Source organism: Dyella sp. LX-66 (assembly GCF_018599165.1).
GTDB lineage: Bacteria > Pseudomonadota > Gammaproteobacteria > Xanthomonadales > Rhodanobacteraceae > Dyella_D > Dyella_D marensis.
The window spans coordinates 40,799-61,626 of record NZ_JAHFVJ010000009.1; the positions used below are offsets into that span (position 1 = coordinate 40,799).

General features: G+C 68.4%; 19 protein-coding genes. 7 read left to right on the plus strand and 12 right to left on the minus strand.

Features of this window, described 5'->3' with window-relative positions; translation table 11 throughout:
- Window positions 1-6 precede the first annotated feature (6 nt).
- The 3 genes from KK141_RS16775 to KK141_RS16785 form a co-directional block, all read right to left on the minus strand.
- Window positions 7-1,647, minus strand: a complete 1,641-nt coding sequence (locus KK141_RS16775) for a multicopper oxidase domain-containing protein (RefSeq protein ID WP_214571133.1) — start codon at window positions 1,645-1,647, stop codon at window positions 7-9.
- A gap of 95 nt (window positions 1,648-1,742) precedes the next feature.
- Window positions 1,743-3,179: an MATE family efflux transporter gene (locus tag KK141_RS16780; protein WP_214571134.1), complete on the minus strand. Its 1,437-nt coding sequence runs from the start codon at window positions 3,177-3,179 to the stop codon at window positions 1,743-1,745.
- Window positions 3,180-3,228: 49 nt separating this feature from the next.
- A complete protein-coding gene (locus KK141_RS16785) occupies window positions 3,229-3,819 on the minus strand; it encodes a DUF2239 family protein (protein ID WP_214571135.1) in 591 nt (196 codons plus the stop codon).
- Window positions 3,820-4,022: 203 nt separating this feature from the next.
- On the opposite strand from KK141_RS16785, the gene KK141_RS16790 reads away from it, so the two are divergent.
- On the plus strand, window positions 4,023-4,550 hold the full coding sequence (locus KK141_RS16790) for a lipid A 3-O-deacylase (RefSeq protein WP_214571136.1): 528 nt from the start codon (window positions 4,023-4,025) through the stop codon (window positions 4,548-4,550).
- Between the two features lie 65 nt (window positions 4,551-4,615).
- Here the strand turns inward: KK141_RS16790 and KK141_RS16795 are convergent, their stop codons facing one another.
- The 5 genes from KK141_RS16795 to KK141_RS16815 form a co-directional block, all read right to left on the minus strand.
- Window positions 4,616-6,145 (minus strand): DHA2 family efflux MFS transporter permease subunit, encoded by a 1,530-nt coding sequence (locus KK141_RS16795; protein ID WP_214571137.1) that lies wholly within the window; start codon window positions 6,143-6,145, stop codon window positions 4,616-4,618.
- Window positions 6,146-6,224: 79 nt separating this feature from the next.
- The gene (locus KK141_RS16800; RefSeq protein WP_214571138.1) at window positions 6,225-7,412 is read right to left on the minus strand and encodes an HlyD family efflux transporter periplasmic adaptor subunit; all 1,188 of its coding nucleotides are present in this window, start codon (window positions 7,410-7,412) and stop codon (window positions 6,225-6,227) included.
- Window positions 7,413-7,424: 12 nt separating this feature from the next.
- Window positions 7,425-8,909: an efflux transporter outer membrane subunit gene (locus tag KK141_RS16805; protein WP_214571139.1), complete on the minus strand. Its 1,485-nt coding sequence runs from the start codon at window positions 8,907-8,909 to the stop codon at window positions 7,425-7,427.
- Window positions 8,910-8,938: 29 nt separating this feature from the next.
- Window positions 8,939-9,367: a MarR family transcriptional regulator gene (locus KK141_RS16810; RefSeq protein ID WP_250901828.1), complete on the minus strand. Its 429-nt coding sequence runs from the start codon at window positions 9,365-9,367 to the stop codon at window positions 8,939-8,941.
- A gap of 96 nt (window positions 9,368-9,463) precedes the next feature.
- Window positions 9,464-9,742 carry a hypothetical protein gene (locus tag KK141_RS16815; RefSeq protein WP_214571140.1) on the minus strand — a complete coding sequence of 93 codons (279 nt, stop codon included), beginning with the start codon at window positions 9,740-9,742 and terminating at the stop codon, window positions 9,464-9,466.
- Between the two features lie 180 nt (window positions 9,743-9,922).
- On the opposite strand from KK141_RS16815, the gene KK141_RS16820 reads away from it, so the two are divergent.
- Window positions 9,923-10,744, plus strand: a complete 822-nt coding sequence (locus KK141_RS16820; protein ID WP_214571141.1) for a helix-turn-helix transcriptional regulator — start codon at window positions 9,923-9,925, stop codon at window positions 10,742-10,744.
- Between the two features lie 7 nt (window positions 10,745-10,751).
- On the opposite strand, the gene KK141_RS16825 is transcribed toward KK141_RS16820, so the two are convergent.
- Window positions 10,752-11,024, minus strand: a complete 273-nt coding sequence (locus KK141_RS16825) for a 2-hydroxyacyl-CoA dehydratase (RefSeq protein ID WP_214571142.1) — start codon at window positions 11,022-11,024, stop codon at window positions 10,752-10,754.
- Between the two features lie 397 nt (window positions 11,025-11,421).
- On the opposite strand from KK141_RS16825, the gene KK141_RS16830 reads away from it, so the two are divergent.
- Window positions 11,422-13,008 (plus strand): MASE1 domain-containing protein, encoded by a 1,587-nt coding sequence (locus KK141_RS16830; RefSeq protein WP_214571143.1) that lies wholly within the window; start codon window positions 11,422-11,424, stop codon window positions 13,006-13,008.
- An 87-nt stretch (window positions 13,009-13,095) separates the two neighbouring features.
- Here the strand turns inward: KK141_RS16830 and KK141_RS16835 are convergent, their stop codons facing one another.
- Together KK141_RS16835 and KK141_RS16840 are read right to left on the minus strand one after the other, a co-directional pair.
- A complete protein-coding gene (locus tag KK141_RS16835) occupies window positions 13,096-13,554 on the minus strand; it encodes a hypothetical protein (protein WP_168648786.1) in 459 nt (152 codons plus the stop codon).
- 122 nt (window positions 13,555-13,676) lie between these two features.
- Window positions 13,677-16,136, minus strand: coding sequence for a prolyl oligopeptidase family serine peptidase (locus KK141_RS16840; protein ID WP_214571144.1), 2,460 nt, complete (start codon window positions 16,134-16,136; stop codon window positions 13,677-13,679).
- Window positions 16,137-16,434: 298 nt separating this feature from the next.
- Here KK141_RS16840 and KK141_RS16845 point away from each other — a divergent pair, with 298 nt between their 5' ends.
- The 4 genes from KK141_RS16845 to hemC all read left to right on the plus strand — a co-directional run bounded on the left by KK141_RS16845 (window position 16,435) and on the right by hemC (window position 19,926).
- Window positions 16,435-17,100: an alpha/beta fold hydrolase gene (locus KK141_RS16845; protein WP_214571145.1), complete on the plus strand. Its 666-nt coding sequence runs from the start codon at window positions 16,435-16,437 to the stop codon at window positions 17,098-17,100.
- 52 nt (window positions 17,101-17,152) lie between these two features.
- Window positions 17,153-18,226: a histidine kinase gene (locus tag KK141_RS16850; protein WP_214571146.1), complete on the plus strand. Its 1,074-nt coding sequence runs from the start codon at window positions 17,153-17,155 to the stop codon at window positions 18,224-18,226.
- A complete protein-coding gene (locus KK141_RS16855; RefSeq protein WP_167252928.1) occupies window positions 18,204-18,908 on the plus strand; it encodes a LytTR family DNA-binding domain-containing protein in 705 nt (234 codons plus the stop codon). Before KK141_RS16850 ends, KK141_RS16855 begins: the two co-directional genes overlap by 23 nt.
- A 97-nt stretch (window positions 18,909-19,005) precedes the next feature.
- The gene (hemC, locus tag KK141_RS16860; RefSeq protein ID WP_214571147.1) at window positions 19,006-19,926 is read left to right on the plus strand and encodes a hydroxymethylbilane synthase; all 921 of its coding nucleotides are present in this window, start codon (window positions 19,006-19,008) and stop codon (window positions 19,924-19,926) included.
- Window positions 19,927-19,992: 66 nt separating this feature from the next.
- Here the strand turns inward: hemC and KK141_RS16865 are convergent, their stop codons facing one another.
- Window positions 19,993-20,826 carry a DUF481 domain-containing protein gene (locus KK141_RS16865; protein ID WP_214571148.1) on the minus strand — a complete coding sequence of 278 codons (834 nt, stop codon included), beginning with the start codon at window positions 20,824-20,826 and terminating at the stop codon, window positions 19,993-19,995.
- Between the last annotated feature and the right edge of the window lie 2 nt (window positions 20,827-20,828).

Here is a 20,828-nt window from a genome sequence, read left to right on the forward strand (position 1 = left end):
TTTTTTTCAGGCTTTCGGCAACAGCTTGAAAGGACGCATCATTTCGTTGTCTTCGTGCTCGAGCAGGTGGCAATGCCACACGTATTTGCCGGGCTCGCCCTCGAATCGCACGATGATGCGGGTGACCATGTCGGCGTCCGCGCGCACCGTGTCCTTCCAGCCGGCCTCATGCGGCGGCGGCGGCTGGCCGGGGCCGGTGTACTTCAGTTCCTTGCGCTCGTTCCAGGCAAACAGGTCGTAGGGACGGCGCTCGAGAATCTGGAAGCGCACCAGGTGCAGATGGATCGGATGCGCGTCGCCGGTGAGGTTGACCAGGCTCCAGATCTCCACGCTGTTCTGCACGGGATCTTCGGTGATGGGGTCGGACCAGTGATGGCCGCCCAGGGTCATCATCATCGCATTGCCGTTGGCGTCGTCCATCTCGCCGACGGTGAGGATGCGTTCGCGCACGGCCGTGGCGGCATCCATCCGCGGCACGGCGCGCAAGGCGGCGGGTACGGCGACCGAAGCCACGCTCTTGCTGTCGCGGCTGCGCACGCGGAACTGCAGCAGCGGTTCGGAAGGCTGGCGCAGTTCCACCGTCTTGCCGTCGAGGCCGGAGAAATCGACCACCACGTCGGCACGCTCGGCCGGATACAGCTCCAGGCGCATGCGTTCCAGCGGCGCGCTGAGCAGGCCCTGGTCGCTGCCGACCTGCACGAAGGGGCGGCGGCTGGAAAGGCTCAGTTCGTAGTGGCGCGCATTCGCTGCATTGATCAGGCGCAGGCGATAGCGGCGCGGCTCCACTTCCAGGTACGGATACAGCTTGCCGTTGCACAGCGTGGCGTTGCCGTAGGCCTCGGACACCCACGGCGCGGCCGGATCGTCGGACACCGGATAGTAGAGCTGGCCGTCGCGCGCGATCAGGCGGTCGCACAGCATCAGCGGCAGTTCGTATTCGCCCGAAGGCAGGGCCAGCGCCTGTTCTTCCGGATCGCGCAGCAGGTAGGCGCCGTACAGGCCGGCATAGATGTTGAGGCGCGTGATGCCCATTGCGTGGTCGTGGTACCAGAGCGTCGCGGCGTCCTGCGCGTTCGGGTAGCGGTAGAGCAGCGAGTGGCCGGACGCGAAGGCGTCTTCCGGCCAGCCGTCGTCGTTCGGGCCGACGCGTGCGCCGTGCACGTGCGCGACGGTGCGCACGTCGGGGCGGTCTTTTTCGGCGCCGTGGATGGTGTGGTCGATCGGCAGCAGATGATGCGTGGGCAGCGCGTTCGCCCATTCCACGAGGAGGGGTTCGCCGCGCCGCGCTTCCAGCGTGGGGCCGGGGCTGCTGCCCTGGTAGCCCCACAGCGTGGTGGGCGGCAGGTCGCGGTGCAGGCGCGCCTGGAACGCGCGCATTTCCATGCGATAGAGCGGCAGGCGCCGGCCGGGATGCGCGGGGTGCTCGCGCTGCCCGATCGGGTGCGCGACCGGCGGCAGCGGCAAGGCGTCGACGAAGCGCGCCAGCGTGGTGGGATTGACCAGCGGCTTGTTCGGCTCGGCCAGCTGCGGCGCCATGCGCTTGTCCGCCATCGGCATGGCCGGCGCCGCGCGCAGCAGTCCGGGGAACAGCGGCGCGGCGAGCACACCGCCGGCGCCGAGCAGGAAACGGCGGCGCGAGAAGCTCATGCGCGCCGCCGGCAGCGAAGGAGGGGACGGGTCATCCGCCCGACCTTAGGCACGCGGCATGACAGTCGCGTGGCAACGGGCGGGGGCTGTTTAGTTTAGTCGGCGGCTTCGGCGGCCGCGGCTTCGGGCAGGCCTGGCGCTGGCGCGGGAGCCGGCGGCGCCAGCATGTGCGCCTTCTGCCATCCGCCCCAGCGGTAATACGCCATGGCCATCAGCATCGAGGCCAGCGAGCCGAGCGGGAAGCTCCACCAGATGGCGTCGGCACCGAGCTTCGGCATCAGCGCGAACGCGAACGGCGGGCGGATCAGCCACATCGAAATGGTGAGCACGATCAGCGGCGGCCACACCGCGCCGGTGGAGCGCACCACGCCGAACAGTACGAAGGTGATGCCGAAGAACAGGAAGGACCACACCGCGATCATGTTCAGGTGCTGGGCCAGCGCGATCGCCTCGCCGTCGCCGGGCAGGAACAGGTGCAGCGCAGCGCGGTTGAAAAGATAGATCAGCGCGATCAGGGTGCCGCCGAACAGAAAGTTGTAGGCCACGCCGGCGCGGGCGATGCGGTGCACGCGGTCCCACAGCCGCGCGCCGATGTTCTGCGCCGCCATCGAGGACACCGCCGCGCCGATCGCCATCGCCGGCATCTGCACGTACGTCCACAGCTGGGTGGCGGCGCCGTAGGCGGCGGTGGTCTGCGAGCCGTAGCCGTTGACCAGGCGCATCATCAGCATGGCCGAGGAGGAGATCACGACCATCTGCATGCCCATCGGCAGGCCCTTGAAGATGAGCGCGCGCAGGATCGCCGGATCCGGCTTCAGATACGCCAGCTCGTCGCCGGTCAGACGCAGGAAGTGCTTGCGCCGGTACAGCGTCGTCAGCAGCGCGACCAGGGCCACGCTCTGCGAGATCAGCGTGGCGAAGCCCGAGCCGGCGGTGCCCATCGCCGGCACCGGACCCCAGCCGAACATGAAGAGCGGATTGAGCGCGATGTCCAGCAGCACCGACATGCCCATGAACATGAAGGGCGTGCGCGCGTCGCCGGCGCCGCGCAGGGTCATCATCAGGAAGTTGTAGAAGTACATCGACGGCATGGCCACGAACACCATGCGCAGGTAGGGCACGGCGTACGGCATGGCATCCGGCGGCACGCCCAGCTGGTGGAGCATCCAGGCGGTGTTGAAGTAGCCGCACACCGAGACCAGCGTCGACAGCGCCACGAAGAAGGTGACGCCGGTGCCGACCACGCGCTTGGCTTCCACCATGTTGCGCGCGCCCAGGCTCTGGCCGACCAGGATGGTGCTGGCCATGCTCACCCCGAACACGGCGGTGAGCAGGAGGAACACGATCAGGCTGGCATTGCTTACCGCGCTCAGCGCCGACTCGCCCAGGAAGTGGCCGATCCACATCGCATTGACGGAGGCGTTGAGCGACTGCAGCACCGTGCTGCCCATGATGGGCAGCGCGAACAGCAGCAGGGTGCGGGCGATCGGCCCTTCGGTGAGTGAGGGCTGGCGGGTGGCTGGCGAGGACATGGGCTAGCTGGTGGTTCCGGGCTGGAGCGAACGGCGGGACGTCAGGGCTTCAGGCGATGGCGTCCGCGTCGTTCCAGGCAGCCGCCGCCAGGCGACGCGCATGATCGCGCACGTCGGAAGGCCACGTCTCGATCAATTGCCCGAAGCGGTCGCGCTCGCCGCGCCAGTAGGCACGCGAGGCTTCCTCGTAGTGCGGCAGGTCGCCGGCCATGGCCTGCATGAAGCGGTCCAGCGCTTCGCCGGCGCGCAGGGCGCGGTCCTGCTCGCCGCGGCGGGCGTCTTCCACCAGCCGGCGCAGGGTGGCGGAGGCGCCACCGGCCTGCGCGGCCAGCCATTCCCAATGGCGCGGCAGCAAGGTGACCTCGCGCGCCACCACGCCGAGGCGGGGGCGCCCCGGGCCGCGCGGGGCGGTGTCGGTGGCCGCGCTGGCGAGGCCGAGGCGGGACAGCACATCGTCCACGCCGCCGCGGAAGTCGATTTCCACGGGCAGGCTGGTCTGGTCGTCGAACACGAGCACCGGTCCCTTGGCGCCGGCGTCGATCGCCTGCTTGGTGGCGGCAGCCACCTCGCGCAGCGGACCCGAGGCGATCAGGCGGTGGCCATCGAAAGCGGTGCAGCTTTGGCTCTGGCTAGGGTGCATGACATTTCATCCGGGGAGAATGTGGGGTGATGCTTTTTATCCGGGTTATTGCAAATCCGCAATAACCATCCGGGCTAAACCAATTGGTGCGTCTGGGGGAACGCTGCGTCGAACGAAGGTGGGATTTACGAGTTCACCGTCGATCGACGACACTTATTGAACCATATAGTTCATAAAAGAACTGTCCCCCAAAAGGCACCCCCATGCGTTTGAACAAGGTTTTTCTTAGCGCTCTTGCGTTGGCTCTGGCCGGCGCTACGTCGGCCGCTGCGGCCGCGACCCACCTGGAACTCCAGGGCGGCCGCAGCTACATGGATTCCCACGGCACCCATGCGGCGTTCGTGGAAGCTACTTTTGACGCCCACCCGATCGGCAGCACCCGTTTCACGTGGGCGCCGGACGTCTCGGTGGGCTGGATCGGCGGCCGCAACCTGTCCCGCTACCAGGGCAACCGCTACGAGACCGGCGACGACGTCTGGCTCGTGGCCGGCGGCGCCCGCCTGCGCTACGGCAGCGACAGCGACTGGTACCACGGCTTCTTCTACAGCCTGCAGGGCGCCGTGCAGACGGGCCGCACGATGGCGCTCAGCAGCGTGGGCGAATTCGTGAATACGGTGGGTTGGCAAGGCAAATACCTCAGCTTCCAGATCCGCCACATCTCCAACGGCGGCACGCACGGTCCTAACCGTGGCGAGACCATGGCGCTGGTAGGCGTGGGCTTCGATCTGTAAGACGCTTTCACCCCCGAAAATTGCAACGGCCCCGAACGGGGCCGTTGTTTTTTTCTCCGGACCGGTCAGTGCCCCCCGCCCGCGGCGGGTCCGGCCTTGGCCGTGAACGGCGGTTTGGTCATCCAGACCACCACCACCAGGCTGACGAAGATCCAGCCCAGCACGTGGAACACCTCGTTGAAGGAGATCTGGTAAGCCTGCTGGGTGATCATCTGGTTGACTATGGCCGCCGCCGTCTGCGGGTCGCCCCCGCCCAGCTGGCCCAGCGCCTGCGTCGCGGTGGGGTCGTAGGGCGTGATGTGCTCGCTCAGGTGGGCGTGGTGCACCACCGCGCGACGGTCCCACATGAACGTGGTCAGCGAGGCCGAGAAGCTCGCCCCCAGGGTGCGCAGGAAGGTGGCCAGGCCGCCGCCCGCGGCGATCTCGTGCGGTTGCAGGTCGGACAGCAGGATAGTGGTCACCGGCATGAAGAACAGCGCCACGCCCAGGCCCTGCAGCAACTGCACGCCGGCGATGTGCATGAAGTCGATGTCCAGGAAGAAATCCGAGCGCAGGAAGCTGGTGGTGCCCATCACCAGGAACGAGATCGAGGCCACCAGGCGCAGGTCGAAGCGCGTGGAGTACTTGCCCACCACGAAGGTCAGCAGCACCGGCAGGATGCCCAGCGGTGCGCTGGCGAAGCCCGCCCACGTCGACGTGTAGCCCAGGTTGCGCTGCATCCACTGCGGCACCAGCAGGCCGATCGCGAAGAACGCCGCATAGGCCAGCACCAGCGAGAGCGTGCCCATGCGGAAGTTGCGGTGGCGGAACAGGCGCAGGTCGACGATCGGTTCCTTGTCGGTGAGCTCCCAGATCAGGAACACCGCCACGCCCAGCGCCGCGATGATGCTGGTGACCACGATGAAGGTGGAATTGAACCAGTCCTCGTCGTTGCCCTTGTCCAGCACGATCTGCAGCGCGCCCACGCCAATGATCAGCGTGATCAGGCCGACGTAGTCCATCTTCGGCCGCGTGGTCACATCCTTGCGCTCCTTCATCTGCGCGCCGATGACGAAGCTGGCGAAGATGCCGATCGGCACGTTGATGAAGAAAATCCATGGCCAGGAATAGTTGTCGGTGATCCAGCCGCCCAGGATCGGGCCGGCAATCGGCGCCACCACCGTCACCATCGCCAGCAAGGCCAGCGCCATGCCGCGCTTGGCCGGTGGATAGATCGAGATCAGCAGGGCCTGCGTCACCGGATACATCGGCCCGGCCACCGCGCCCTGGATGGCGCGGAACAGGATCAGCATGCCCATGCTCTGCGCGATGCCGCACAGGAACGAGGCCAGCGAGAACAGCAGGGTGGACCAGATGAACATCTTCACCTCGCCGAAGCGGCGGGTGAGGAAGCCGGTGAGCGGCAGCGAAATCGCCATGCTCACCGCGAACGAGGTGATCACCCAGGTGCTCTGGTTCACGCTCACGCCAAGGTTGCCGGCGATGGTCGGCAGCGACACGTTGGCGATGGTGGTGTCCAGCACCTGCATGAAGGTCGCCAACGACAGGCCGACCGTGGTCAGCGCCATGTTGGGGGGACGGAATTGTGTGCTCATGGAATAGGCGTGCCGGAGGGCGTGGGGGAGAGAAGGCCGGCAGCGGCGGGTTCCCGCGAGGAAACCCGCCGCGGGCGGCTTACTTCTGGCCGGCCATGTTGGCGTGGATGATCTGGCCGATCGCGCTGTCGGCTTCGGCCATCTGTTTGGCGTAGACGTCGGTGTTGAAGGCCGGCTGGGTCGGCGCCTGCCTGGCCAGCATCGGGCCGGTCTGGTCGTGCAGGTTCACTTCCACGTCGGTGGACAGGCCGATGCGCAGCGGGTGTTCGTCGAGCTGCTTCGGATCGTCGAAGAACACGCGCACCGGCACGCGCTGCACGATCTTGATCCAGTTGCCGGTGGCGTTCTGCGCCGGCAGCAGCGAGAACGCGCTGCCCGTGCCCACGCCGAGGCTCTGCACATGCGCCTTGTAGGTGACCTTGCCGCCGTACACGTCGGCGCGGATCTCCACCGGCTGGCCGATGCGCATGTGGGTGAGCTGGGTTTCCTTGAAGTTGGCGTCGATCCACACCTGGTGCAGCGGCACCACCGCCATCAGCGGCGCACCGGTGGCGACGCGCTGGCCCAGCTGCACCGAACGCTTGGCGACGTAGCCGTCGACCGGCGCCACGATGGTGGTGCGCAGGTTGTCCAGGTAAGCCGCGCGCAGCTTGGCGGCGGCGGCCTGCACGTCCGGATGCGAGGCGACCACGGTGTCGTCGACCAGCACCTTGCTGGTTTCCAGCTGCTGCTGCGCGGTGATCAGGCCGCTCTCGGCAGTGGTGAGGGTGTCCTGTACGTGCGACAGCTCCTCGGCCGAGATGGCGCCGGACTTGGCCAGGTCGCGGCGGCGGTTGAAGTCGGCGCGCGCCTTGTCCACCGCCACCTTGCGCGCGGCCACGTCGGCCTGCGCGCCGGAGACATTGCTGTACAGGCCGCGCACGTGGCGCACGGTGCTGGCCAGGCTGGCCTTGGCTTCGGCCAGGGCGACTTCGGTATTGCTCGGATCGAGCTTCACCAGCACGTCGCCGGCGTGCACCAGGTCGCCGTCGTCGGCGCCGATGGTGACCACGGTGCCGGGCACCTGCGGGGTGATCTGCACCACGTTGCCGTTGACGTAGGCGTCGTCGGTGCCTTCGTACCAGCGGCCGTCGAGGAAGTACCACGCGGTCCAGCCGGCGGCGGCAAGGATCACGGCCACGCCGAGCAGGCGCAGCAGCAGGCCGCGGCGGTTCTTCGGGGGCTGGGGAGCGGCGTTGTCGGCCGCGAGCGGAGTTTGGCTAGACATGGCGAAAAGCCTTCAGAGAGAGCGTGCGGAAACGGAGGAAGAAGAAGCGGCGGAAGCCGGCGCGGAGGCGACGTCATGCGCCTCGCCCTGCGGACGGAAGCCGCCGCCGAGCGCCTGGATCAGCTGCACCGAAAGATCGACCTGCTGCGACTGCAGCGCGGCCATGCGCTGCTGCGCCTGCAACAGCTGCTGGCGCACGATCAGTGCCTCCAGGTAGTTGCCGATGCCGGCCTTGTAGCGCTGGTCGGAGAGCTGCCAGGCCTGGGTGGCGGCGTCGAGCGCGCGCTGCTGCGCGTCGATCTGGCGCTGCGCGGACTGCAGCGCGTTGTAGTCGTCGGACACTTCATTGGTGGCGGCGACCAGGGTCTGGTTGTACTGCGCCACCGCCAGGTCGTACTGCGCGTCCTTGCCGGCGAGATTGGCGCGCAGGCGGCCGCCGTCGAAGATCGGCAGGCTGATCGACGGCGCCAGCTCGTAGAAGCGGTTGCGCAGGCTGAAGAGATTGCCGCCGCCCAGGTTCAGCAGGCCGGCCATGGCGCCGATGCTGACGTTGGGCATGAACTCGCTCTTGGCGACCTTGATGTCCTTGCCGGCTGCCTCGACGCGCCAGCGCGCGGCGACCAGGTCGGCGCGGTGGCCGATCAGGTCCACCGGCAGGTTGCCAGGCACCAGCAGGGCGGCGGGCTTCAGGGCCTGCGGGCGCTGGATGTCCAGGCCGCGGTCCGGACCCTTGCCCAGCAGCACCGACAGGGCCGAGCGCGCCGAATCGATGGAACGGTCGGCCGCGGCCTGCTGCTGTTCGGCGGAAGCGACTTCGGTATCGGCCTGCTTGAGCTGCAGCTGGTTGTCGATGCCGGCGCTGACGCGCTGGCGGGTGAGGTCGCGGGCGCGGTTGGCGCGCTCGAGCTCTGCCTTCGCCACGTCCTGCTGCGCGTAGGCGTAGCCGAGCTGGGTGTAGGCGCGGGCCACATTGGTGGACAGCTGGATGCGCGCGGCCTGGCGGTCGATCTCGGCGGCGCGGGCCTCGCCCAGCGCGGCTTCCCAGGCGGCGCGCTTGCCGCCCCACAGGTCCAGGCCCCAGTTGAAGCTGGCATAGCCGTACTTGGCCCAGGCGAAATGGCCTTCCGGCGCGATCAGCCCGTCCGGCAGGCGGGCGCCGGCGATGCTGGCGCCCGCGTTCACCGTGGGGCCGCGTGAGGCATCGGCCGCGCCGACCGAGGCCTGGGCCTGCTGGGCGCGCGCATCGGCGGCGGCCAGGCTGGGGTTATCGCGCAGCGCTTCGCCGATCAGCGCATCGAGCTGGCTGTCGCCCAGGGCGCTCCACCAGTCCTGCTGCGGCCAGGCCGCCGGCGAGACCTCGATGCCCTGGAGGCTGCGCTCGCTCTTGAGCGAGGAGGCTTGGGCGAGCGTGCCGGACGGATGCAGGCCGCCGCTGCTGACGCAGCCGGCTAAAGCCAGGCTCAGTCCGATCGCCGCCGCCGTAATGTGCAGACGCATGGTCGTAAGTCCAAAAGTGAAGTGGTGGATCAGTGCCTGTCGCGCAGTGCGTGCAGCACGCGCGTGAGGTAGTCGCGCAACTGCTGCCGCTCGGTCTCGTCCAGCGACACCTGGGCGGCTTTCACGACGCGGTCGTTGCAGTTGATGAGTTCCTGCGTCATCGCCTGGCCTTCGTCGGTCAGCTCGATGCGCAGGGCCCGCCGGTCTTGCTCATGCGGGCGGCGGCGCAGGTAGCCCTTGCCTTCGAGCTGGTCGAGCTGGCGGGTCATGGCGCCGCCGTCCAGTTCGATCGAGCGGGCCAGTTCCCCCGCCGTCATCGGTCCCAGCGCGGACAGCCGCTTGAGGATCAGGAACTGGGTGAAGCGCAGCTCGATGCCCCGGGCGGCCAGTTCGGCCTCCATGGCGCGGACGATTTCCGTACGCACAGCGGCCAGCAGCATGCCGATGCTTTCCTGCATGGGGGGGTTTGACGGATTCATAGCCGCGCATTCTATTGCCGCTCAAATATTTGTCAAGGCAAATATGTGACAAGCATATTCTGCCTCCGCAAATATTCAGGCCGCCGCCAGCGGCCGCGGCCGCGACGGGACCTGCGCACGGCGCGCCGCCAGCTCGTCGGCGACCATGGCGGCCAGAGCCGGGTCGCGGATGGCGAACAGGTCGAACACCCCCAGCGCCTGCAGAGTCGGCAAGGCGTCCAGCAGTTTCGGCTCCACCTGGCGGCGCAGGCTTTCGGGGGTAAGCGGGTCGAGCATCAATTGGGCGCTGACCACGAAACGGGTCAGAACCTCGGCAGCGTCCATCGGAATGGACGGCGAGTCTTGGGCTGACATGCCAGTCTCCTTCAGGAAGTTTTTAGTAGGACGTCCGCGGAGGCTTGGGCGTGACCGCGCGTGGCAAGGGGACGTCGCGCCCGGGGTAGGCGCAGTACATAAGCCTAGGCGGAGGCCTTAATGGCCTGATATCGTCAGAGGGACAATTTGTATCTAGAACCGGTCATTCGATATATCGCCATGTCCGACACCCCGCACGGCTCCATCGAACATTTCCATTGGCTGGAAAGCGCCGAAGGCCCCGACCTGATCGCCTACGTGCTCAACGGCGAGGGCAAGAACAAGGCCTTCCACACCGTGGAATCGGACTGGCACAGCCACGTGCGCGGCCAGTTCTTCTACCTGGAAAAAGGCCTGATCAGCGTACGCACCGCCTACGGCGCCTGGACCCTGCCGCCGCACCGCGTGGGCTGGCTGCCGCCGGGCGAGCTGCACACCGTGCGGGTGGCCGAGGCCACCCAGGGCTGGGGCGTCTACGTCGCCCCCAACGCCTCGGCCGGGCTGCCCGGGCGCACCTGCGTGCTCAACGGCAACGAGCTGATGCGCGCCCTGGTGCTGCGCGCGGCCACCTGGTCGCCGATGCAGCCGCTGGTGGAGGAACAGGAGCGCCTGCTGGCCGTGCTGATGGACGAAATGCGCCGCGCCCCGGAAGAACCGCTGCACCTGGTGCTGCCCAGCGACCGCCGCCTGCTGCGCATCGCCCACGCGGTGCTCGAACACCCGGACGACGTGCGCACGCTGGAGGAATGGGCCGACTGGGCGGGGCTTTCTCCACGCACGGTGACGCGCCTGTTCCGCTACGAAACCGGCAGCAGCTTCGCGCAGTGGCGCCAGCAGGCGCGGCTGGCCCGCGCGCTGGAGCGCTTGGCGTCGGGCGAGGCGGTGGCCAGCGTGGCCGATGCGCTGGGCTATGCCAGCGTCAGTGCGTTCGTGGCGATGTTCCGGCGCAGCTTCGGGCTGTCGCCCGGGCGCTATTTCGATCCGCAGGCGGTGATCGCCTGAACGGCCTTCAGGACGCGCTTTTCGGCTTGCGGCCGCGTTTGGGCTTGGCGTCCCTGGCCGCGATCAGCCCCTGGATGTAGCCGATGCCGTCCGGTTCGGGAAAGAACGCCACCACGTCGGCCACCGAGAGATCGTAGCGCTTGCGCAGCTCGAGGAATTCCTCGCGCGCGCGGGCCATGCGCGTGGCGCCGCTGGGCTTGCCTGCATCCGCTTCCTGCTGCTGATCGAGCGCGGCGAGCTCTTCCTGGAAGCGCCGGTATGCGTCTTTGGGGATGGTCATCGAAGGCGGGGAGGTCGACCGGAGCGGGCATTGTGGCACGAGGCCCCGGCCCGCCGTAGCGGCATAAAGGCTGAAAGTTTCACGTAAGTGAACGGGAACGTCCTATCCTTGGCGCCGCTTCGACTGTCCATTTGCGACGAGATCGGCGATAAGTCGCGGCCGCCCGCAGTACAAACGGGCGTCGTTCCGGCGGACGGGAGGGTCGCGTTCCGGAGCTTGAGGGGAAAGCGGAACTTAAGGCCATCCACGCGGCGTCCGTTAACGTTACCGGCCATGTGGAATCCTTCACTATGGTTTCACGGCTACCGCTGTCCCATTCGATAATTTGCTGTATCCGCAGGCGGCCGCCTTCACATTTGTCGAAGCCGATCGCTCTAACAAGCTCAGGGGAGCCGGGATGCAATCGAGAGCTGTGGAGAATCCTCTGCTACGCCATGGAGCGGCGGCGCTGCTTTACGCCTTGGGTTTCGTATTGCTGCGCCAGGTCTCTTTTTCGTATTGGGTACTGTTCGCCGGTTATCGCCTGACCGTCCTGCTGCTGGTGCCGCGGCGCTACTGGCCCGCGCTTGCCGTAGGCGAGCTGGGTCCGCTCGGCTACACCGCGTGGCTGTGCATGGACGATTTCGGCGGCACCTGGTCGGCCATCATGATGGTGCCGCCGATCGCGCTGGCCATGCCGGTGGTGCATCTGTGCCGCGAGCGCTGGCAGCTGTTCCAGGGTCGCCACCATGTGCGCATCAGCATCCTGCTGCTGTGCGCGCTCGCCTGCTCGCTGGTGTGGACGCTGGCCAACCTTGCCGCCGTCTCGGTGTCGATCAAGCCGGCCGGCTACCCGCCCATGGATTACCCGCTGCTGGCCGGCCGCTGGCTGATCGGCAACTACCTCGGCGTACTGACCGTGGCGCCGCTGGCGCTGATGATCCGCGAGGTGTGGCAGCTCACCTCCGCGCATGATCGCTGGACGCGCCTGATGGACAGCCGCCTGTTCCTGGAAAGCGCGCTCGGCCTGCTGCCGGTGCTGATGCTGCTGGCCTGGATCGGTGGCGGCGGCATGGGCGAGCAGGCGCGCCAGGTAGCGCGCATGAGCATGTTCATTCCCGTGGTGTTCCTGGCCCTGCGCCATGGCTGGTACGGCGTCGCCATCGGCGGAACCATGGCCAGCACGGCGGTGGTGTTCACCATGCCGGCGGCGTTCGATCCGGGCACCATGCAGGCGGAAGTGCTGATCGCCTTCACCATCTCCACCATGATGATGTTCGGCGCGCGCATCTCGGTGCTCAACCGGCGCGACCTGCAGGAGCGCCTCGACGCACGCCAGACCCTGGCCCTCGCGCAGCGCACGCTGTTCCTCGGCGAACTGCGCATGCGCCAGACCGCCATGGCGATCGAGCAGGTGCGCGGCAGCATCCAGCAGACCAGCAATCTGATGCTGGAGCGCCTGCGCTACACCGTGCCCACGTCCGAAGAACGCCAGTACCGCCTGCAGACGGCGTTGAACCAGGACCAGCTGTTCCGCCTGGCCGACAACCTCCACCCGGTCAGCTGGCGCCAGCGCGGGCTGCCGGCCGCGCTGCGCGAAGGCGCCGTGGCCCGCACCCTGGAAGCGGCCGGCGTGCGCTACACCTGCGATATCGAAGGCCGTGGCCTGAGCCAGCTCTCGCCCGGTATCCACCTGGTGCTGTACCGGACCATCGGCGAGATCGCCGGCAGCCTGTGCGGCGACCGCGACATCAGCGGCATCCACGTGCGCCTGCGCGGCGGTGCGTTCGACGGCCGCCGCTGGGTGGTGATGCGCATCGACGGCCTGCGCGACGAAGTGGCCGCCCGCGCCGTGCGCTGGGGCGAGCTGATGCAAGGCCTGGCCACCACCAGCACCGGGCTGGAAGCGATCCGCGACCAGGTCGCGCTGTTCGAGGGCCAGGTGCGCGAGCGCCGCGTCGCCCATGGCAGCCGCATCAGCCTGATCCTGCACAACCCGGAATAAGCCACACCAAGCGACATGAAAAAGGGCGCGCCGGAAGGCGCGCCCTTTTTGTTTGTCCGCTGACTTTGTGTCCGCTGATCCCGTCGCTTACTGGACGTGGGTGCTGCACTCCACCGGGTCGCTGCAGGTGGTGCTGTCGGCGGCGAAGGCCGAATGGCCGTTGGCGAGCGGCTGGACGGTCACGCGCACATCGTTGTCGCGGTACACCGTTTCGCCGGTCTGGCCGGTGGCGGCGGTGGTCAGCGCCGAGGCGTTCGGGCCGGCCGAGACGGTTTCGGCATCCGAGCCGATCGGCAGCACCAGGAACTGGCCGTTGGCGGCGGCGAAGGCGCCGCGCACCTTGCCGTTGAGGTCGTTGACCTGGATGTAGCGCACGCCGTCCTTGATGAAGACGTAGACGTGCCAGCGCGGGCTGGAGCTGACGTCGGTGGCGTTGGGCCAGGACTGACCCAGGCCGGTGGCCGGGAACTGGCGGGCCATGGCCGAGGTGGAAACCGCCAGGGCGGCGAACAGGCCTGCCCGAAACAGACTACGTGCACTCAGCATAACGGCCCTTCCTGTAGGTCCTTGGCGCGAACCGCGGCACTCTATCAGTGAAATCCGTGATGAATATGTGAGCAGTCAGGCCAAAAACAGGGTCCGGCCCGACTGCCACATGAACGCCCCGATCAGCGCCCCGCCGCAGTTTCCTGCGTTCGCGCCGGCTTGACGTAGGTGTCGAAAAGTTCGTCGATCCGGCGGTACTCGTCGTACCAGGAATCCGGCTGCACGAAGCCGTGCCGCTCCATCGGATACAGCGACATCCAGAAGTTGCGCTTGTGCAGTTCGATGAAGCGCTGGTACAGCCGGATCGAATCGCTGGCCAGCACGTTGTCGTCCACCAGCCCATGCTGGATCAGCAGCGCATCCTGCAGCTTGTCGGCGTATTCGATCGGCGAGCTGGCCGTGTAGGCCTCCGGATCCAGCTGCGGATCGTTGAGGATATTCGAGGTGTATTCGTGGTTGTAGCTGGACCAGTCGCTCACCGGCCGCAGCGCCGCGCCCGCGGCGAACTCGCCCGGCGCGCGCAGCAGCGCCATCAAGGTCATGAAGCCGCCGTAGCTGCCGCCGTAGATGCCCACGCGGCGCGGATCCACGCCGTGCTCCTTGACCAGCCAGGCCTTGCCGTCGAGCAGGTCTTCCAGCTCCGGATGGCCCATCTGCCGGTAGATCGCATCGCGCCAGTCGCGGCCGTAGCCCTCGGACGCGCGGTAATCCATGTCCAGCACCACGTAGCCCTGCTGCACCAGCAGGTTGTGGAACATCTGCTCGCGGAAATAGTTGGACCAGCTCAGCGTGACGTTCTGCAGATAACCCGCGCCGTGCACGAAGATCACCGCCGGCTTCGACGCCGCCGCGGCCTCATCGGCCGGCCCGTAGTACTTCGCCCAGACGGTGCCTGCGCCATGCGACGAAGCCACGCCCACGATCTTCGGCGCGATCCACGCACGCTGCGCGAAGGCCGGCTTCATGGTCTGGGTCAGTTCGCGCGGCGCGCCGCCGGCGCTGTCCTGCACCGCCAGCTGCGGCAGCACGTAAGGCGCCGAATGCAGCACCGCCAGCTGGCGGCCGTCGGGCGAGAGCACGAAATCGTCCATGCCCTGGTACCGGGTGAGCCGCGCCAGCTGGCCGCCCTGCGCCGGCAGGCGGTACACGTCGTAGCTGTACGGCGCGGCCTCATTGCTGCGCAGATAGAACCACTGGCCGTCCTCGCTCAGTACCGGATGGCTGAGTTCGAACTTGCCGCTCGTCAGCGCATGCGCCTTGCCGCCGAGGCTCTTGGCGTACAGCTGCGAATAGCCGGTTTCCTCGCTCAGATACCACAGCGTGCGGCCGTCCTTGAGCCAGCCGAAATCGTTGAAGTTCCAGTTGATCCAGGCGCGGTCGGTGAGGCGGTGCTGGTTCACCAGCGCGTGCTTGTCGAAATCGACGCTGGCGATCCAGCGGTCCTTGTTGTCGATCGCGCGCAGCTGGATGGCGAGGTTGCCGCCATCGTCGCTCCACGCGATGCCGCCGCCACCGCCGTCGTCCGCGTCGGAAATGATGCGCACGGCGCGCTGCTCCGGCGCCTTCAGCGCCTTGGCCTCGTCGCTGCGGCCGGCCTTGTTCAAGTCGGCGATCGCCTTGGCGCGCAAGTCCTTCAGCGGGTCGTCCTTGATGCCCGGCAGCACGCCGGCATCCAGCGGATAGCTCTTGCGCGCGCGCAGGTCGACCAGCAGCAGCGACTGCGAGACCGGATCGCGGCGGCCCACGTAAGTACGCGTGGACTGCTGCTCGGCGTAGCCGGATTCGGTCACGTAATGGGTGAGTTCCGGCGTCTTACCGCCGGCGTCCTTGGGCTGGGTGACCACCAGCATCCAGCGTCCGTCCGGCGACAGCTCGGCATCGACCAGCTCGCCCACGTCGCCCAGCCAGATCGGGCGGGGCGCGCGGCCGGGATCGGCGGCGGCGAGCGTTTCCTCGTTAGCGCGCGCGGCATCCTTGTCGGCCTTGGCCGCGCGCAGCGCCTTGAACAGGCGCAGTTGGTCGCGGCCCAGCGCGTCGGGCTGCTTGCCGCGCGGATCCTCGCCCACGTTGAGCACGGCCGCGGACGACGCGACGCCGGCGGCGATGTCATAGACGAACCACTGCTTGCCCTGGCGGTACTGCAGGCTGCGGCCATCGCTGGAAAAGCGCGGCGAGGTTTCGGTCTCCGGCGTGCGGGTAACCTGCACGCGCTTGCCGGTGCCGGCCTCCACCAGGAACACGTCGCCGTGCAGCACGAACGCCGCCTGCTTGTGCTGGCGGTCGAACACCGCCGGGCCATCGGCCTGCGCCAGCGCTTCCGGCCCCAGCTTTTCGCTGCGGCCGCTGGCCACGTCGATGCGGTAGCGGTCGCGCAGCTTGCTGCCGTCGCGCTTGAGCGAGTAGTACAGGCTGCGTCCGTCGACGCTCCAGTACGGCGCTTCCACCGCGGCGCCGATCCAGTCCGGGCTGGCCATGATGGTTTCGAGGTCGAGCGTGCCCGCGGGGCTGGCGGCCGGCGTGTCGGCGAACAGGGCGGGGCTGGCCGCCAGGGCGGCGAGGGCCGCGAGAAGCATCCGGCGCATGGGCGCGCTCCACTGCAAAAACGCCGGAGCATAACCAAGACGGCACCGCCCGCAAGCGCCATGGGTCCTGTATCCGGCAGGTGAAGGCGCAACTAGGCTGCTGCAGCCGAGCCCCACCCGCGCCGCCAGGAGGCACCATGCGTCAGCCGCACCGCCCGCATCCCCACCCGCGGCGTGCGGTTTTGCGTGCGCTGGCCATCGCGTCCGCTTCGCGTAAGCGATTGCGTGCATCGTGCGTTTGATGGCTCCCCGGCCATCCGGACCGCCCCGCCCCCTCCCCCCTGCGTAAGCCCCCTGCATGTCCCTGCCTACCGTCGAGCACGAAACCGCCACCCGGCTGACCCATAGCGTGATCTGGCTGCACGGCCTGGGCGCGGACGGCCATGACTTCGAACCGATCGTGCCCGAGCTGGTGGCGCAGGAATGGCCTGGCCTGCGCTTCGTGTTTCCGCATGCGCCGGTGCGCCCGGTGACCTTGAACGGCGGCATGCCGATGCGCGCCTGGTACGACATCGCCGGCGTCGACCTCACCTCGCGCCAGGACGAAACCGGCATGCGCGCCTCGATCGAGGCGGTGCAGAAGCTGATCGCGCGCGAGAACGAACGCGGCGTGCCGGACGAGCGCATCGTGCTGGCCGGCTTCTCGCAGGGCGGCGCCATCGCGCTGGCCGGCGGCCTGCGCCATCCGCGCCGGCTGGCCGGCATCGTGGCGCTGTCCACGTATCTGCCGATGCAGTCCTCGTTCGAAGCCGAGCGCAGCACGGCCAATGCCGCCACACCTATCTTCTGGGGCCACGGCACCGCCGACCCGATCGTGCCGCTGACCCGCGGCGTGCAGTCGCGCGACGTGCTGCAGGGCCTGGGCTATCCGGTGGAATGGCATACCTATGCGATGCCGCATTCGGTCTGCGCCGAGGAGATCGCCCACCTGCGCGCCTGGATGACGAAGCGCCTCACGGGCTGAGCGCGCGCCAGGACACGGCCGCGGCCGATGCGCTTGGGCATACTGTGCGCCCATGCGCCAGCCCGCCGCCAAACGCCTCGCCCAGGCCGGTCTCGAACCGAGCCCGCTGCCGGATTTCTGCAGCGCGCCGGCGCTGTTCGCGCTGCTGGTGGTGGCCGCGCTCACCGTCACCGTGATGCTGCTGGCGCCGGAAAGCAGCCGCGGCTGGCGCGGCTACAGCGTGGGCATGCTGTTCGCCGAGTGGATCGCCATGCTCACCGGCGTGGCGCTATGCAAGCTGCGCCCCGCGCTGGAAAAACTGCACGGCCTGCTGCCGTATGCGGCGGTGTGGCTGGTCATGCTGCTGATCGTGGCGCTGACCAGCGTGCTGGCCGCATGGATGGACGGCGCGCTGCACATGGGCCTGATCCGCGGCGACGACGCCTTCGAATTCGTGCGCGACAACAGCGCCATCGCGGCCCTGCTCGGCGCCGCGATGCTGCGCTACTTCTACGTGCTGGCGCAGTGGCAGGCGCGCCTGGCCGCGGTGGCGCAGGCCCAGGTGGAAGCGCTGCAGGCGCGCATCCGGCCGCACTTCCTGTTCAACAGCATGAATACGGTAGCCGCGCTGATCCGCGTCGATCCGCGCGCCGCCGAACGCACGGTGGAAGACCTCTCCGAGCTGTTCCGCGCCGCGCTGGGCCGGCACGACACGCGCGACGGCACACTGGACGAGGAACTCGGCCTGATCGAGCGCTACCTCGCCATCGAGCAGCTGCGGCTGGGGCCGCGCCTGCGCATCCGGCGCGAACTGGACGGCCTGCCCGGCGCGTTTCCGTTGCCGCATCTGCTGCTGCAGCCGCTGGTGGAGAACGCCGTGCGCCACGGCATCCAGCCGCTGCGCGAAGGCGGCGAGGTGATCCTGCGCGGGCGGCGGCTGCAGCGTGCGATCGAAATCGAAATCGACAACCCCTTGCCCGACACGCCCGCCAGCGGCGGCAACGGCCATGGCCTGGCGAATGTGCGCCAGCGCGTGGCCCACCGCTACGGCCCGCGCGCGGAAGTGAGCGCCGGCCCGCTGGGCGGGCGCTTCGTGGTGCGCCTGCTGCTACCGGAAGACAACGATGCGCGTACTGATCGCCGATGACGAACCGCTGGCGCGGGCCCGCCTTGCCGCGCTGCTGGACGAATGCGGCGAGGCGGTGGAAATCGCCGGCAGCGTCGGCGACGGCGACGCCGCGCTGGCCGCCATCGCCGAGACCCAGCCGGACCTGCTGCTGCTGGACATCAACATGCCCGGCCTCGACGGCGTCACCCTGGCCAGCCGCCTGGCCGGCAAGGAACGTCCGCAGGTGGTGTTCTGCACGGCCTACGAGAACCACGCGCTGCAGGCCTTCGAACTGGGCGCGGTGGATTACCTGCTCAAACCCGTAAGGCTGGAACGCCTGCGCGAAGCGCTGCAGCGCGCGCGCCAGCGGCTGGCCGCGCTGCCACGCGAGACCAGCTACCTGTTCGGCCGCCTGCGCGGCGAACAGGTGCGCATCGCGCTGGACGAAGTGGTGTGCCTGCTGGCCGAGGAGAAATACGTGGTGGTGCAGCACCGCGGCGGCCAGCTGCTGCTGGAGGAATCGCTGCGCCAGCTGGAAGAGGCCTATCCGGACCAGCTGATCCGCCTGCACCGCAACTGCCTGGTGCCGCCGCAGCGCCTGCTCGGCCTGAAGACCCTGGCCGACGGCCGCGTGCTGGCGCGGCTGGGCGGCACCGAACTCACCCCCGAAGTGAGCCGGCGCAACCTGCCGGCGGTGCGCAAGCTGCTGCGCATGGGCTGAGGCCGGCTGCGGCGACGCGGCACAGGACGCGGACTGCGGGACGGGCGCGGTTTACGCGACAATGGCGCCCCTTCCGCCCGGAACTAAGAAATCTCCTATGACGCCATCGATCCTGCGCATCGCCACCCGCAAGAGCGCACTCGCGCTGTGGCAGGCCGAGCACGTGGCGGCAGAACTGCGCGCCGCGCATCCGGGCCTGGCGGTGGAACTGGTGCCGATGACCACGCGGGGCGACGAGATCCAGGACCGCTCGCTCGCCACCATCGGCGGCAAGGGCCTGTTCCTCAAGGAACTGGAAGTGGCCATGCAGGAAGGGCGCGCGGACCTGGCGGTGCATTCGCTGAAAGATGTGCCCGCCGAACTGGAACCGGGCTTCACCCTGCCGGCCGTGCTGCCGCGCGCGGATGCGGCTGACGCCTTCATCAGCAACGACTACGCCGACCTCGCCGCGCTGCCGCTGGGCGCGCGCGTGGGTACTTCCTCGCTGCGGCGCCAGGCGCTGCTGCGCTCGCTGCGCCCGGACCTGACCCTGCTGGACCTGCGCGGCAATGTGGGCACGCGCCTGGGCAAGCTCGATGCCGGCCATTACGACGCGATCCTGCTGGCCTGCGCCGGCCTGGAACGCCTAGGTCTCGCCGAGCGCATCCGCGGCCGCCTCGCCGCGCCAGATTGGCTGCCCGCGCCGGGCCAGGCCGCCATCGCCATCGAAGCACGCAGCGACCAGCCCGCCACCTTGGCCTTGCTGGCCGCGCTGGACGACGAACACACGCGTATCGCGGTGGACGCCGAGCGGGCCATGAACCAGGCCCTGGGCGGCAGCTGCACAGTGCCGGTCGGTGCGTGGTGCGTGGTCACCGAACGCGGCCTGCACCTGAGCGGCCTGGTCGGCGACGTCGCCAGCGGCCGCCTCTTGCGGGCGGAAGCCGAGGGCGGCAGCGACGAAGCGCAGGCGCTGGGCCGGCGCGTGGCCGAGGCCTTGTTCGCGCAAGGCGCCTCGGCCTTCCTCGGCGAACACTGAAGCGGAACCCCGACATAAAAACGGCCCCGCCAGGCGGGGCCGTCGAAAGCGCGCGCGGGTGACGGCTTAGAAGTTGTAGACCAGGTTGGTCGTCATCAGCGTGTCGGTGTTCTTGGTGCCCGGCTGCACGTCGCTGTTGTAGCGCACCTGGTAGCCCACCTTCAGCGCCATCTTCTTGGTCATGCTGACCGAGAGGCCGATGTCGTTCTGGTAGTACTGGTTCTTCGAACCCGCTTCCAGCAGCAGTGTGTCTTCCACCGCGGTGTTGGCGGTGAGGCGGTACTTGTAGTTGACCAGGCCGCGGCCGACCACTTCGCTCTGCGTGTCCTGGCGCTGCTTCACGTCCACGCCGTCGACCTGCACGGTACGGTCGGCCGGGCGATAGCGCTTGTAACCGGGGCCGGCTTCGAAGGAGAGCTCGGTGCGGTCGGTCTTCAGCGCGATGTAGCCGTAGCCGATCGACACGATGCCCTGCCAGATGTTGGCGCCGAAGTCGTCATGCTCGTAGCGCAGCGCGCCCACGATGTAGCTGCGCGGGTCCAGCTTGTAGCCGACCGAGGCGCCGGTGTCGTAGCGGTTGGCGGTGGTGCTGAAGCGGTCGATGGTGTTGCCGGCCGAGTCCTGCACCTGGACTTCGCCCTTGGAGCGCATGCCGTTGAGGAAGAAGTTGTTCTTCCACAGCTCGTTTTCCTGGTTCAGGCCGAGCTTGGCGTTGACGTTTTCGGTGCGCGAGTTGCCGTGCGCGGAAGCGAAGCCGAATTCGCCGGAACCGCTCCAGCCGCCGTTGGCGCCCGGATTGCTGTTGCTGGCCGGGTCGGCCGGGGGCGCCGCATCCTGGGCGTGGGCGGTGAGGCTGACCAGGCTGGCCAGCAAGGCGCTGGTGATTAGGGCTTTTCTCATCG

Bases quoted from the DNA above. Each gene is read 5' to 3' on its own strand.
- KK141_RS16775 (WP_214571133.1), bottom strand. From the start codon at position 1,647: ATGAGCTTCTCGCGCCGCCGTTTCCTGCTCGGCGCCGGCGGTGTGCTC.
- KK141_RS16780 (WP_214571134.1), bottom strand. From the start codon at position 3,179: ATGTCCTCGCCAGCCACCCGCCAGCCCTCACTCACCGAAGGGCCGATC.
- KK141_RS16785 (WP_214571135.1), bottom strand. From the start codon at position 3,819: ATGCACCCTAGCCAGAGCCAAAGCTGCACCGCTTTCGATGGCCACCGC.
- KK141_RS16790 (WP_214571136.1), top strand. From the start codon at position 4,023: ATGCGTTTGAACAAGGTTTTTCTTAGCGCTCTTGCGTTGGCTCTGGCC.
- KK141_RS16795 (WP_214571137.1), bottom strand. From the start codon at position 6,145: ATGAGCACACAATTCCGTCCCCCCAACATGGCGCTGACCACGGTCGGC.
- KK141_RS16800 (WP_214571138.1), bottom strand. From the start codon at position 7,412: ATGTCTAGCCAAACTCCGCTCGCGGCCGACAACGCCGCTCCCCAGCCC.
- KK141_RS16805 (WP_214571139.1), bottom strand. From the start codon at position 8,909: ATGCGTCTGCACATTACGGCGGCGGCGATCGGACTGAGCCTGGCTTTA.
- KK141_RS16810 (WP_250901828.1), bottom strand. From the start codon at position 9,367: ATGCAGGAAAGCATCGGCATGCTGCTGGCCGCTGTGCGTACGGAAATC.
- KK141_RS16815 (WP_214571140.1), bottom strand. From the start codon at position 9,742: ATGTCAGCCCAAGACTCGCCGTCCATTCCGATGGACGCTGCCGAGGTT.
- KK141_RS16820 (WP_214571141.1), top strand. From the start codon at position 9,923: ATGTCCGACACCCCGCACGGCTCCATCGAACATTTCCATTGGCTGGAA.
- KK141_RS16825 (WP_214571142.1), bottom strand. From the start codon at position 11,024: ATGACCATCCCCAAAGACGCATACCGGCGCTTCCAGGAAGAGCTCGCC.
- KK141_RS16830 (WP_214571143.1), top strand. From the start codon at position 11,422: ATGCAATCGAGAGCTGTGGAGAATCCTCTGCTACGCCATGGAGCGGCG.
- KK141_RS16835 (WP_168648786.1), bottom strand. From the start codon at position 13,554: ATGCTGAGTGCACGTAGTCTGTTTCGGGCAGGCCTGTTCGCCGCCCTG.
- KK141_RS16840 (WP_214571144.1), bottom strand. From the start codon at position 16,136: ATGCGCCGGATGCTTCTCGCGGCCCTCGCCGCCCTGGCGGCCAGCCCC.
- KK141_RS16845 (WP_214571145.1), top strand. From the start codon at position 16,435: ATGTCCCTGCCTACCGTCGAGCACGAAACCGCCACCCGGCTGACCCAT.
- KK141_RS16850 (WP_214571146.1), top strand. From the start codon at position 17,153: ATGCGCCAGCCCGCCGCCAAACGCCTCGCCCAGGCCGGTCTCGAACCG.
- KK141_RS16855 (WP_167252928.1), top strand. From the start codon at position 18,204: ATGCGCGTACTGATCGCCGATGACGAACCGCTGGCGCGGGCCCGCCTT.
- hemC (WP_214571147.1), top strand. From the start codon at position 19,006: ATGACGCCATCGATCCTGCGCATCGCCACCCGCAAGAGCGCACTCGCG.
- KK141_RS16865 (WP_214571148.1), bottom strand. From the start codon at position 20,826: ATGAGAAAAGCCCTAATCACCAGCGCCTTGCTGGCCAGCCTGGTCAGC.